General features: G+C 69.9%; 10 protein-coding genes. 6 read left to right on the forward strand and 4 right to left on the reverse strand.

Translation table 11 applies throughout. The features are described from left to right. Positions 1–15: 15 nt before the first annotated feature. Positions 16–1,842: an endonuclease/exonuclease/phosphatase family protein gene (locus OG303_RS37515; RefSeq protein WP_405874139.1), complete on the reverse strand. Its 1,827-nt coding sequence runs from the start codon at positions 1,840–1,842 to the stop codon at positions 16–18. Positions 1,843–2,119: 277 nt separating this feature from the next. On the opposite strand from OG303_RS37515, the gene OG303_RS37520 reads away from it, so the two are divergent. Continuing rightward, positions 2,120–3,556, forward strand: coding sequence for a hypothetical protein (locus OG303_RS37520; protein ID WP_405874140.1), 1,437 nt, complete (start codon positions 2,120–2,122; stop codon positions 3,554–3,556). A 59-nt stretch (positions 3,557–3,615) separates the two neighbouring features. Here the strand turns inward: OG303_RS37520 and OG303_RS37525 are convergent, their stop codons facing one another. The 3 genes from OG303_RS37525 to OG303_RS37535 form a co-directional block, all read right to left on the reverse strand. Further along, entirely contained in the window at positions 3,616–4,062 is a 447-nt protein-coding gene (locus OG303_RS37525; protein ID WP_405874142.1) for a hypothetical protein, read from the reverse strand. 37 nt (positions 4,063–4,099) lie between these two features. Beyond that, positions 4,100–5,260, reverse strand: coding sequence for a hypothetical protein (locus tag OG303_RS37530; RefSeq protein WP_405874143.1), 1,161 nt, complete (start codon positions 5,258–5,260; stop codon positions 4,100–4,102). Between the two features lie 72 nt (positions 5,261–5,332). Next, positions 5,333–5,572: a hypothetical protein gene (locus OG303_RS37535; RefSeq protein ID WP_260326520.1), complete on the reverse strand. Its 240-nt coding sequence runs from the start codon at positions 5,570–5,572 to the stop codon at positions 5,333–5,335. Positions 5,573–5,884: 312 nt separating this feature from the next. Between OG303_RS37535 and OG303_RS37540 the strand changes: the two genes are divergently transcribed. From OG303_RS37540 to OG303_RS37560, 5 genes are all read left to right on the forward strand, one after another. After that, positions 5,885–7,333, forward strand: a complete 1,449-nt coding sequence (locus OG303_RS37540) for an alkaline phosphatase PhoX (protein ID WP_405874144.1) — start codon at positions 5,885–5,887, stop codon at positions 7,331–7,333. Positions 7,334–7,850: 517 nt separating this feature from the next. Next, complete coding sequence (locus OG303_RS37545) at positions 7,851–9,434, forward strand: TROVE domain-containing protein (RefSeq protein WP_405874145.1); 1,584 nt, start codon at positions 7,851–7,853, stop codon at positions 9,432–9,434. An 84-nt stretch (positions 9,435–9,518) separates the two neighbouring features. Continuing rightward, positions 9,519–10,172, forward strand: coding sequence for a GntR family transcriptional regulator (locus OG303_RS37550; protein WP_405874147.1), 654 nt, complete (start codon positions 9,519–9,521; stop codon positions 10,170–10,172). A 20-nt stretch (positions 10,173–10,192) separates the two neighbouring features. Continuing rightward, on the forward strand, positions 10,193–11,209 hold the full coding sequence (locus tag OG303_RS37555; RefSeq protein ID WP_405874149.1) for a 1-aminocyclopropane-1-carboxylate deaminase: 1,017 nt from the start codon (positions 10,193–10,195) through the stop codon (positions 11,207–11,209). A gap of 82 nt (positions 11,210–11,291) precedes the next feature. Next, the gene (locus OG303_RS37560) at positions 11,292–12,332 is read left to right on the forward strand and encodes a LacI family DNA-binding transcriptional regulator (protein WP_405874150.1); all 1,041 of its coding nucleotides are present in this window, start codon (positions 11,292–11,294) and stop codon (positions 12,330–12,332) included. Positions 12,333–12,375 lie beyond the last annotated feature (43 nt).

Genomic DNA, 12,375 nt, shown 5'->3' on the forward strand with positions numbered 1-12,375 from the left:
GGGGGAGTTACTGCATCACGGACGGAACCGCAGCATCTGCGGGTCGTGGTCGCTGATCTGGTCGTTGAACTCCGAGTTGACGTGCACGCTGTCGTACTCGAAGTCGCAGGCCCGGCGGATCGACGGGCTGATCAGGATCTGGTCCAGGACCTGCTGGTTGCCCTGGTAGTCGTACGTGTAGCGCTCGCTCTTCGGCAGCGACTGGATCGCCGACCACAGCGCGCCGTCGCTCTCCAGGATCTTGGTGGTGCCGGAGAAGTCGAAGTCGTTCATGTCGCCGAGCGCGATGACGTCCGCGTTCTTCTGGACGTCCAGGATGCTCTTGACGAACGCGTTGACCAGCGTCGCCTGGGCGTGGCGCTGGGTCTCCGAGCTGCGCACCGGCGGCTGGTACTGCGCGGTCAGACCCTGGTCGCCACCCTTGGAGTTGAGGTGGTTGGCGACCACGAAGACCGTCTTGCCGCGGAAGACGAACTCGCCGGCCAGCGGCTTGCGGCTGTTGGCCCAGGCGGAGTCGGCCGGGGCGACGCGGCCGGGGGAGGCCGTCAGCTGCGCCTTGCCGTGCACCTTGGTGACGCCCACCGCGGTGGTGGAGTCGCCGCCCGCGCGGTCCGTGAAGGACACCCGCTCCGGGTTGAACAGGAAGACCTGGCGGATGTTGCCGCCGGGCTCGCCGCCGTCCTGGTCGTTGACCGGGTTGATCGAGCGCCACTGGTACTTGGGGCCGCCCGCCGCGACGATCGCGTCGATCAGCTTGTTCACCGTCACGTCGGCGGCGACCGTGCCGTCGTCCGTCGCGCCGTTGTTGTCCTGGATCTCCTCCAGGGACACGATGTCGGGCGACTGCAGGTTGTTCACGATCGCGGCGGCGTGCTCGGCGAAGGTGGCGTCGGACGGGTCGAGGTTCTCGACGTTGTACGTCGCGACCGCCAGCTCGCTGCGCGACTGCTTCTTCGTCGTCTCGCGCTGGAGACCGCCGCTCTTGAGCGTGCCGATCTCGTTCGCGACGAGGGTGTAGCCGCCGAACTGGTTGTAGTCCATCGGGCCGGCCGTGGTGCCGGTCAGCGAGTCGCCGACGTTCGCCACCGGGAAGTCGGCCGTCGCGCCCAGCGACTGGATCTGCAGACGGCCGGTGTTCTGCGCGTCGTAGGAGCCGTAGAGCGTGCCACCGCGGCGGGTGGGGTTCTCGTGCGGCTTCACCGTGACCCACAGCTCGGTGTACGGGTCGGTGGCGGTGACCACCCGGGTGTTCTTGACCTGGACGTTCATGCCCTCCAGGGACTCGTAGTAGTCCAGGGCGTACTTCTTGGGCTGCAGCGTCAGGGCGTTGATCGAACCGCTCGCGGCGGTGTCGCCCGCCGGGGTGTAGCGCGAGGGCACCGACTTCGCGTCGATCACCGTCGCGGCCGGGACCGCGTTGCCGGTGGAGACGGTGGTGATCGTCGGCTTGGTGATCTCGGTGACCGACTGGTTTCCGGACGAGGTGCCGCCCGGCACGTACTCGGAGACGGTGCCGGTGACCGTGACGGAGTCACCGACCGCGACCTTCGGGGTGGAGCTGGTGAAGACGAACACGCCCTCACTGGTGGCCGGATTGTCGTCCGGGTTCGGATCCTGGATCCAGAAACCTCTGGAGGAACCGTAGGTGCGCACGCCGGTGACGATTCCGGCCACATCCGTGACCTTCTGGCCGGCGTACGCAGACGTGCGCGTGCTGCCCTGGATGTCATGGATGCGCACGGAGTCCGCGTGCGCGGGAGAGGTCAGGACGACGGCGGAGGCCGCGGAACAGACGGCGGCGACAGTGAGCGCGGCGAGACGCGCGGAGGTCTTGCTCGGCAACGGGATCCCTCCGGGGACATACGTGAGTGCCGGGACGAGGGTGGTGCGTACAGCGGTCGGAGCCGCGACCTGTGGGGCGGTGGCGACGCGCGTAGAAAATACAGTGAACAGGTGTCCGCCAGATTTCTACGCGCGTCAATCTCCTGCGTGGTCACGCCACTTGTCAAGGTTTCGGCCATGTACAGGGGTCGTCCACGAGATGAACCGGGCGGCATGGGTGGAAATCCGTCTAGGCTGAGCGGCTGAGTGGTACGACGCGCCCGAGGAGAACCAGCCGATGTCAGACAGCTCCCCCCTGCCGCCGGTGCGGCTGCATCCCGAAGCGGAGCTGGCGCGGGACGCGTTGTCCACGCCGTTGCTCTCGCGGGCCGCGCGGCTCGCCCGCTGGGCCGGCCCGGACACCCGGGTCGACGCCGGGGGCGGGCTCGTCGAGGAGCAGCTGCCGGCGGCCGCCGAGGTGCTCGGGCTGAGCGGGAACGACGCGGCGGCCTTCGCGAGCGAGGCCTGGCGGGTCGCCGTGGACACCGGGCTCGTCGAGATCGCCGACGAGGACGAGGGCACCGTCGCCGCCGGGGAGGACCTGGCACTGCTGATCGGAGGCTCGCCGCACGAGGTGCTGACCGTGTGGCAGGAGGCGCTGGAGACGGTGCTCGCCGACGCGAGCGTGCCCGACCTGGACGGCCTGGAAGGCGCACTGGACGAGGGCGGCCAGATCGACTTCTCCCAGCTGGAGTGGGACCCGGAGGCGGAGGCCGAGTTCCTCGACGGCGTCCTCGGCAACCTGTACCTGCTGGCGGTCAGCGAGGACGGACCCGGCGAATCGCCGGTGCCGCTGCCCGCCCTCGCCGCCTCGATGATTGTGCCCAGCGACATGGGGGAGCCCACCAACGACGTCCTGGAGCAGGTCTCCGACGCGATGATGCGGCTCGACGACCAGTTCCGGCTGCTCGCGCCGGTGGGACTCGTCGAGTACCAGCCGGTCGACGAGGCGCTGATGGCGGACCTCGAGGAAGCCGTCGAGGAGTCCGCGGCGCCGCTGGACGACACCGATGTCTCGCGCTACGGCATGGTGCGGCTGACCCCCCTCGGCCTGTACGGGCTGCGGGCGCGGCTGTTGGAGGCCGGGCTCACGGCGCCCGCGGTCGGCGACCTCGTGGACAAGGGCGCCGACGCGCTGTTCGACGGGACGGCGACCTTCCCTCCGGCCGCGGCGCACGCCGAGACCGAACAGTGGCTGGCCCGCCGCGAACCCCTCGCCGCGGCACGAGAGTTGCTGGCGGCGGCACGCGGCGCGGACGCCGGTGCGCCCCTGCGCCGGCTGCGCTGCCAGCAGGCGCTGTCGCTCGTCGGCGCGGAGGCCGAGCCGGCGCTGCGGGATGTCCTCGACGACGCGGAGCTGGGCGGGCTCGCCCGGGTCTGGCTGACCGAGCAGGGGGCTCCCGACGTACCGGCGCCCTCCGAAGCGATGATCTTCTGGCTGACCATCGACACGATCGCCGCGCAGCTGGCCGCGGAGGGCAACTCCGAGGAACTGCGGGCACTGGTACAGGGTTTGGCCGCTCAGCACGGCGGCTTCTTCGCGACGGCCTGGCGGGTCGACCACCCCGCCACGGCGGACGTGCTGGAGGCGATGGGGCGGCTGCATCCGGACAAGCGGATCGCCAAGGAAGCCAGGAAGGCCGCCTTCAAGGCCCGTTCGCAGCAGGGAAGTTGACATAGCTGTGGCGGGGAGGTCGCTGACCTCCCCGCCACAACACTCAGTCGTTCACCGCCTCAGCAGTGGTAGATCGTCGTGTGCTTGAACGACGACGTCGACCCGTTGAAGCCGTACGTTCCCCGGTACGCCGGCGGGTTCTGGAACTCGCCGACGACGGTGATCGTGTCGGCGCACGTGCCCGAGCCCGTCCGCTTCGCGTCCAGGCGGAACGTGTCACCGACGAAGCCGCCCGTGATGTCCCACGGAGCCCCGCAGATGCCGGAGGTGATCTGGCCGCCCGTCACCACATACGGATGGGTGTTGGGGTTGAACTTCACCTCGATGCCGAAGGTGACGGCGCCGTTGTGCAGTTCCAGCTTGGCGGACGTGGAGACTGCCTTGTCGGACACGTCCTGCTGTGAGGCGAACGCCTCGTCGCGCGTCTTGACTTCCGCGCCCTGGGGATTGTGGAAGCGGTGTTCGGAGCCGGCTTGGCTCTTCTGCCGCTTGGCCTGGGTGGTCATGCTGATTCCCTCTTCCCGTACGGGTGTTGAGTGACCGTCAGGCCAGCTGCTCGGCGATTTCCACCCGCAGCAGTGCGCGAACGTTCTCGATGTGGTTGGCCACGGTGACGACCGAGGAGCCCGCGAAGAGCAGACCGGTCGCGACGTTGTCGAGGGAGGTCACCAGCGAACCGGAGTCGCCGCCCGCCGAGATGCTCGTGGTCAGGACCTGGTCCTTGAACCGGGCCGTTCCCGCCGTGCCGTAGTTGACGTCGATCGTGGCGTCGACCGCGATGATCCGGCCGAAGCTGATGTTCGTCGTACGGCCGGTCTTCTTCACCAGGTCGCCGACCGCGACGTTGGCCTTGCGCCGCCAGGCGCGCGGCGCACCGCTGAAGTACTGCTCACGGGTGGCGTCCTGGAAGTCCACGGCGCCGAGCGCGCAGTCCACCACGTTGTTGTGGCGCTCCACCGGGATCTGCGGCGCGAACTGGATCGTGATGAACCGGTCCAGGGTCGCGATGCGGTCCGCCGGGTCCGTGCCGCCGTCGAACGCTCCGGGCTGCAGGATCGGGCTGCCCAGCTGTGCGCGGTTGGAGTCGGCCAGCACGTGGTTGTTGGAGAGGATGTAGAACTTCGACGGTGTCCCGAGGCCGGGCCCCGGGGGGTCGACGGTGGCGCCCGGCAGGAAGTCGTACACCACGCTGCCCAGCGTGCCCGCCGTCACCCGTACGTTGCCGACCGAGAAGCCGGAGGGGGACGGGCGCATACGGCGCTTGAGGAGCTGCGGCTCGAACTGTCCGAGCCCGCTGAGCTCTTCCAGCAACGGCTGTGACAGGCCCGCGAGTTGCTCGGCCGTGCTGCCGTCGCTCTGGTAGGAGACACCGCGGTCCTCGGAGCGGCCCGAGGTCCTGCGCTGCTGCTGACGCTGCGCGGCGACATGGCCGACCGCGACCACGTCGGTGGGGGTGCCGTCGTCCATCATCCGCGGGATGACATCCCGCTCGGGAAGCTGGGACTCCGGAACCTTCTGGGTCACGAACACCAGCACGGCTGCCTCGCCCGTGGCCTGTCCGTCGATCCACTTCACGCCGTGGCCGAAGCCGACGACGTTGGCCAGCGGCGACTGCGGCCGCAGGAAGTCTGAATTCGCTTGCTGGCGGGAGCTGTCACTCAGCTGACCACCAGTCGGTCCTCGCATCATTTCGGGCTGGCTCACGCCAGACCACCTCTTCAGTTTTCGGCTCAGGGTTCCTACGGACCGCGGCGCGGTGACTCAGCGCTCAGCGGCTCACAAGTCGCCTTCCTGAGCGCTCACTTCACCGATCGCGAGCACGCGCACCGGCACGCCGTCGAGCTCGTCCGGAACCACGTCTTCTTGAAGGAGCCGGTCACGGGGCACTTTCCGGGTGACGAAGACGATGATCACGTCCTGTCCCGAGTGCTCGTCCCTCCCGGTGCCGACTCCGCTCACATGGGCCAGCTTCATGAGCCGGCCTTCGTGGAGGCGACTCACCCGCTTTGCGTCCATCGGGCTCGCCTCCCCTTCGGGTGGTGTGCTCTTCCTGTCTATGTCCGGGGGCAGGCAGAGTCAAGGCAATCTGAAATGAATCACGAATTTCGCCCCTATCTGCGCCTGTTGACCTTGTTTACGAAGAATTTTCCGATCAATTTCCCGAACCCGAGGGATTTTTGATGCCGCTGGGCGAGCGCATACGGATTCATGGAAGAGAGCCCGGTGAAGTCGCCCGGTGTTCAACTCCCGTTCAGGCACGGGCGGGAGCGTGGCGCCGACCCGAGGTCCGCCACCCTCCACGGCACACCCACCGTCACAGGAGACACCATGTCGCTCACCCGCAGGGACTTCGCCAGAAAATCCGCGATCACCGGTGCCGGTGTCGCGCTGGCGGGCAGCGTCGGCGCCCTCGCCACCGCCCCGAACGCCCTTGCCGCCACGGACACCGAGAGCGCGGGGGAGGAAGCGGCCCACGCGCACGGCGGCGTCGGGTACGGACCGCTGATCGCCGACCCGGACGGCATCCTCGCCCTCCCCGCCGGCTTCAAGTACCGCATCATCACCTACAGCGGCAGGACCAAGCTGGAGTCGGGCGAGTTCACGCCCTCCAACCACGACGGCACGTCCACCTTCGACGGCCCGCGCGGCACCACCCTCCTCGTCAACAACCACGAGCTGGCCGGCCCCCGCGCCCAGTGGCCCCACCCGGTGCCGCTCACCGAGGGCCTGGTCTACGACCCGGCCGCGGCCGGCGGCTGCACGGTCGTCGAGGTCCGCCCCGGCGGCAAGGTCGCCGAGTGGGTCGGCATCGCGGGCACCGCCACCAACTGCGCCGGTGGCAACACCCCTTGGGGTACCTGGCTCACCTGCGAGGAGACCGAGGACAAGACCGGCACCAACGGCTTCACCAAGGACCACGGCTACGTCTTCGAGGTCGACCCCTCCGACCGCCGCGCCAACCACAACCCGAAGCCCATCAAGGCACTGGGCCGCTACGCCCACGAGGCCGTCGTCATCGACCCCAAGCGCGGCCACGCCTTCCTCACCGAGGACGCCGCCACCCCCAACGGCCTCCTGTACCGCTGGACCCCGCCCGAGGACTTCTGCCACGGCCACGGCAAGCTGCGCACCCTCGCCGACGACGCGGGCACCCTCCAGGCCTTCAAGTGCTTCGACTCCGGCGGCAAGTTCGTCGACGACCTCTCCCGCGCCACCAGGATCGGCACGGTGTACGGCGTCGACTGGGTCGACGTCCCCGACCGCGACGCGAAGACGGTCTCCGTGCGCAAGCAGTTCGGCGCCGGCGAGATCACCCGCGCCCGCAAGCTCGAGGGCATGTGGTGGGCCGACGGCGGCACCTACATCGTCTCCTCGTTCGCCCGCGCGGAGAGCCCCGTCCAGCACGACGGCCAGGTCTGGTTCTACGACCCCAAGCGCCGCACGCTGACGCTGAAGGTCCTCCTCGGCGTGAACCCCGACCCCTCCAAGGACGGCGCCTTCGACGGCCCCGACAACATCACCGTCTCCCCGTACGGCGGCCTGGTCATCGCCGAGGACGGCGAGGGCGTCCAGCACCTGTTCGGCGCCACCGACAGCGGCCGTACGTACCCCATCGCCCGCAACGACCTGAACATCGGCACCGAGGAGGAGCCCGAGTTCAGCGAGTTCACCGGCGTCACTTTCTCCCCCGACGGCAGGACGCTGTTCGCCAACATCCAGACCCCCGGCATCATGCTGGCCATCACGGGCCCCTGGAAGCGCCAGAAGCGCGGCTGACGCTCCGCCGGCGTTCTTACGGGAATTAATTCGCTCGCCCGACTCGCGGCCGTCCTCCTAAAGTTATGCACGTCCAGGTGCGAAGGCAGGACCTACTTCCACTCTTAATGGGGCGGCCGCGGGTTCGAATCCCGCCACCGGTACAACACGCCGGTGTAGCTCAGGGGCAGAGCACCTACGTCGGTTCCGCCGACTTCGATCTCTGGACACCACAACTTCATGCACCTCCCGGTGCGCAGGCTGCGGCTACTTCTTTTGCAAAGAGAACCAGATGCCGCCGCCGACTTGATCTCGGGAGGCGCAGCACATGGTGGGTGCCCGGTGCGCAGGCAGCGGATACTTCAGGGGCTGGTGGGGTGAGAATCCCCGTGCGGGTTCGAATCCCGTCATCGCTTCGGGCGGTGTGGCGGAACGGAAGACGCGCCAGTTATAAGCAACCGCAGTCGACTTCGACCTCGGACACCCACCTTTTGCTGCTCCTCCCTCCGAAACAGCAATGAATTCGGGGGAATTCACCATGGCGCGATTCAACACACGTGCGGCCAAGGCGCAGCCCACCTCGCGAGTGACGTCGACGGGCCGAGTGCTCCGTACGTACGAGGGCGGCCGCGGCCGTGAGCGGGACGCACGCTCCGAGCTCTTCCTTCTGTCGGTCGCCAACTTCGTGTCGCAGCAGACCTTCTACGAGACCGGCGCCGACCGCGACGACCGGTTCGCGAAGCTCGTGCGCGAGCTCGCCGTCACCGACCCGGCGTGGACCGCAGGCCTGCTCGGCTGGCTGCGCGGCGAGGGCAACCTCCGTACGGCCTCGATCGTGGGCGCCGCCGAGTACGTGAAGGCACGCCTCGACGCGGGCGCGACCGACGGCCCGTCGAACCGGCAGGTCGTCGCCTCCGTACTGCAGCGGCCCGACGAGCCCGGCGAGCTGCTCGCGTACTGGACCGCGATGTACGGCCGCAACGTCCCCAAGCCCGTCAAGCGAGGCGTCGCCGACGCCGTGCGACGGCTCTACCACGGCAAGTCGCTGCTGAAGTACGACACCGCGTCCAAGGGCTACCGCTTCGGCGACATCCTCAACCTGGTGCACGCGGCGCCGGATCCGGACAAGCCGTGGCAGGGTGAGCTCTTCCAGTACGCCCTCGACCGCCGGCACAACCCGGACACCGCCGTGCCGCCCGCGTCGAGCCGTGTGCTCACCGCGCACCGCGAGCTGATGGCGCTGCCGGTGGACGAGCGCCGCGCGGTGGTGACCTCGCAGGACGGTGCGGAGCGGCTCGCGGATGCCGGCATGACCTGGGAGGCGCTGGCCGGATGGCTCCAGGGCCCGATGGACCGGGCGGCCTGGGAGGCCGTGATCCCGTCCATGGGTGCCATGGCGCTGGTCCGCAACCTGCGGAACTTCGACGAGGCCGGGGTCTGCGACGAGGTCGCGGCCCAGGTGGCGGCGAAGATCAGCGACCCGGCCGAGGTCACGCGCTCGCGGCAGTTCCCCTTCCGCTACCTCGCGGCGTACCAGCACGCGCCCTCGCTGCGCTGGTCGTACCCGCTGGAGCAGGCGCTCGGCCACTCGCTGGCCAACGTGCCCGCGCTGCCGGGTCGGACGCTGGTGCTCGTGGACCGCTCGGGCTCGATGTTCTTCTCGCGGATGTCCGACCGCTCGCAGCTCACCCGGGCCGACGCGGCGGCGATCTTCGGCACGGCGCTCGCACTGCGGGCGGCGGACGCGGATCTCGTCGAGTTCGGCACGTCGAGCAACAAGGTCGGGTTCCGTCAGGGCGAGTCGGTGCTGAAGATCCTCGGCCGCTTCGGCGACCTGGGCGGCACCGACACCACCGAGGCGGTGCGCCGCCACTACCGGAAGCACGACCGGGTGCTGATCGTCACCGACGAGCAGTACGCCTACAGCCACTACGGCGACCCGACCGAGCAGGTCCCGCCGCACGTGCCGGTCTACACCTGGAACCTCGCCGGTTACCGGGCGGGCCACGGCCCGTCGGGCAAGGCGAACCGGCACACCTTCGGAGGCCTCTCGGACGCGGCCTTCCGGATGGTGCCCCTGCTCGAGAGCGCTCGGGACGCCGACTGGCCCTGGGCGGCCTGAGCGTCGAAGCGTGGCCCGCACTTCCACGGGGGGTGCGGGCCGCACCCTTGTCCGCGGCCGTCATTGACATCTAACATTTCAGTTGTGGAAGCCATACGACCCGTCCAGCGCACCCTGCTCAGGGACCGCGCCTACGCGGCGATCCGGGACGCCATCGTGGCCGGGGAGCTCGAGCCCGGTGCGGTGGTGCGGGACGCCGAGCTCGCCGAGCGGCTCGGGCTGTCCCGGGCGCCGGTGCGGGAGGCCTTCTCCCGGCTGGTGGACGAGGGGCTCCTGGAGAGCAAGCCGCAGAGCTACACGCGGGTCACCCCGGTCGTCACCGCCGACGTACGGGACGCAGCCGCCGTGGTCGGCGCCATGCACGAGCTCGCCACCCGGGTCGCCGTGCCCCGCCTCTTCGCCGCCGACGTCCAGGCGATGCGCGCGGCCAACGAGCGGTTCGCCGCCTCCGTCGGCGCGGGTGACGTCGACGGGGCCCTGAGCGCCGACGACGCCCTGCACGACGTCCTGGTCCGGGTCGCCGGCAACCACGCGGCCGCCGCCACCATCGCCCGCTACACCCCCCTCATCCGCCGCCTGGAGCGCCGCCGCTTCGGGGAGAGCACCTGCCGTTCGGCCGGACTGCACGAGCAGCTGATCGACGCCTGCGCGGCCGGACGCGTGGACGAGGCGGTCCGCGTCACCGCGGAGATCTGGCGGAGCCTCGCAGAACTCGTCGACCTGACCGACGGCGACTGATCCCGACCCCGGGAGGACCCATGTCCCTTTCCTCGTACGAGCGTTACCCCCTCCTCTTCGGCCCCTCCCCGGTGCACCCGCTGGAGCGCCTGACCGCCCACCTCGGCGGCGCCTCCCTGTGGGCCAAGCGGGAGGACTGCAACTCCGGCATCGCGTACGGCGGCAACAAGACCCGCAAGCTGGAGTACCTGGTCGCCGACGCGCTCGCCAAGGGCTGCGACACGCTCGTCTCGATCGGCGGGGTCCAGTCCAACCACACCCGTCAGGTCGCCGCCGTCGCCGCCCGCGCCGGGCTCAAGTGCGTGCTGATACAGGAGAGTTGGGTGGAGTGGCCCGACTCGGTGTACGACAAGGTCGGCAACATCCTGCTCAGCAGGCTCGCCGGGGCCGACGTACGGCTGGTGAGGGCCGGGTTCGGGATCGGCTTCAAGGACAGCTGGGAACAGGCGCTCAGGGAGGTCGAGGAGTCGGGCGGGAAGCCGTACGCGATCCCCGCCGGAGCCTCCGACCACCCGCTCGGCGGCCTCGGCTTCGCCGGCTGGGCGTACGAAGTCGCCGAGCAGGAAAGCGAGTCGGGGGTCTTCTTCGACACCGTCGTCGTCTGCTCGGTGACCGGGTCGACCCAGGCGGGCATGGTCGCCGGGTTCGCCGCCTTGGAGGAGGCGGGCGGCCGTCCCCGGCGCGTGCTCGGCATCGACGCCTCGGCGGCACCCGCCCGCACCCGGGAGCAGATCGCGCGGATCGCCCGGAACACCGGCCGACTCATCGGCGTAAAAAGGGAGTTGACGGAGGCGGACGTGGAGCTGGACGAGCGCTACCACGCGGGCACGTACGGCATCCCCGACGAGACCACGCTGGAGGCCATGCGACTCGCCGCCCGCACCGAGGGTATGGTCACCGACCCCGTGTACGAGGGGAAGTCGATGGCCGGGATGGTGGACCTGGTCGCGCGCGGGGAGATCGCCGGGGGCTCCACCGTGCTCTACGCCCACCTGGGCGGGCAGCCGGCGCTGAACGCGTACAGCGCCCTCTTCTAGGAGGCCGGACGCCTCGGCGTCGGTCGGCGGACACGAGATCCTCCCTCCACCCACGGCGCCGTCGCCGGTTACAGTGATCGGCGTGTGGGCGGACAACCAGCAGCGTGAGCCGGGTATGGGGCGGCCCGAAGAGCCTCGGCGCCGGGCCACCATCCATGACGTCGCTCAACTGGCCGGAGTGTCGCGCCAGACGGTCTCCCGAGCGGTCAACGACAAGGGGGAGATCGACCCGGCCACCAAGGAGCGGGTGCTCGAGGCGGCCCGGCTGCTGAACTACCGGCCGAGCCGCTTCGCGCGGGGCATGGTCCGCAAGGGCACCTTCACCACGGGTCTGGTGATCCCGGACCTGATGAACCCGTTCTTCCCCGAGGTGGCCGCCGGTGTCCTGGAGGCCGCCGAGCAGCGCGGCTGGCAGGTGGTGGTGTGGGACTCCCGCACCGACGAGGCCCGCGAGCGGGAGGCGCTCGACGCGCTGTCCCACCAGGCGGACGCGGTCGTGGGCTACTTCAAGAACGACGACGAGGTGCTCGCCCGGCATCTCGGCGGCGTACCCCTGGTGCTGCTGGAACGCGGCCCGCAGCAGACCCGGTTCGGAGCCGTCGGCATCGACGTCGCCGCAGGTCTGGAGCAGGGCATGGCCCATCTGGTGCGGGCCGGGCACCGCAGGATCGGCATGCTGGACGGTGAGCGGGACTTCGCCGGTCCCCGGCTGGAGGCTTTCCTCCACGAGATCCGGCGGCACGGCCTGGCCGTCGACGACAGCTCGATCGTGCTCTGCCCGGAGCACAGCGTCGCGGGCGGTGAGGCGGGCGCGGCCCGACTGCTGGACGCCAGGCCGGACCTCACCGCGGTGGTCGGCTTCAACGACCTGATCGCCATCGGAGCGATGCGCGTCGCCCGGGGGCGCGGGCGGCGGATCCCGGACGACCTGGCCGTCCTGGGCTTCGACGGGCTCTCGCTGGGCGAACTGGTGGAGCCCGCCCTCACCACCCTGCACATCGACAAACGGCGGCTCGGCCGGCTGGCCGTCGAGCAGGTCGCGCGGCTGCGGGCCGGCGAGGAGCCGCTCAGCGGCACGGACGCCTGGGTGATCCCCGAGCTGTTGGTACGAGCCTCGGCCTGAGCCTTCCGGGCACCCCTCCCGGAACGCGGCAACAGATAGCGCT

This window comes from Streptomyces sp. NBC_00005 (assembly GCF_045160215.1).
In the GTDB taxonomy this organism is placed as follows: Bacteria; Actinomycetota; Actinomycetes; order Streptomycetales; family Streptomycetaceae; genus Streptomyces.